The following is a 280-nucleotide window of genomic DNA, read 5'->3' on the forward strand; positions in this document are numbered from 1 at the left end:
TTGGCGGCCTGCTCGCGAATCGCGAGCTCGCGTTCGTAGAGCCGGGCGCGAAGCTGGTTGTAGGCCTCCGCTTTGTTCTTGTGCTGCGAACGCTGGTTCTGGCACTGCACGACGATGCCGGTCGGGATGTGCGTGATACGCACCGCCGAATCGGTGGTGTTGATGTGCTGACCACCGGCACCCGACGCGCGGTAGGTGTCGATGCGCAAGTCCGATTCGTTGTACTCGACCTCGATATTGTCATCGACCACCGGATAGACCCAGACGCTGGCGAAGGAGG

General features: G+C 62.1%; 1 protein-coding gene. It reads right to left on the reverse strand.

Annotated features, from left to right (window positions below; all coding sequences use genetic code 11):
* Positions 1–280, reverse strand: a 280-nt coding sequence (locus AC0IW9_RS30640; RefSeq protein ID WP_471652079.1) for a peptide chain release factor-like protein, incomplete at both ends; no start/stop codon positions are given.

The sequence above is a fragment of the Belnapia sp. AC561 genome (assembly GCF_979252845.1).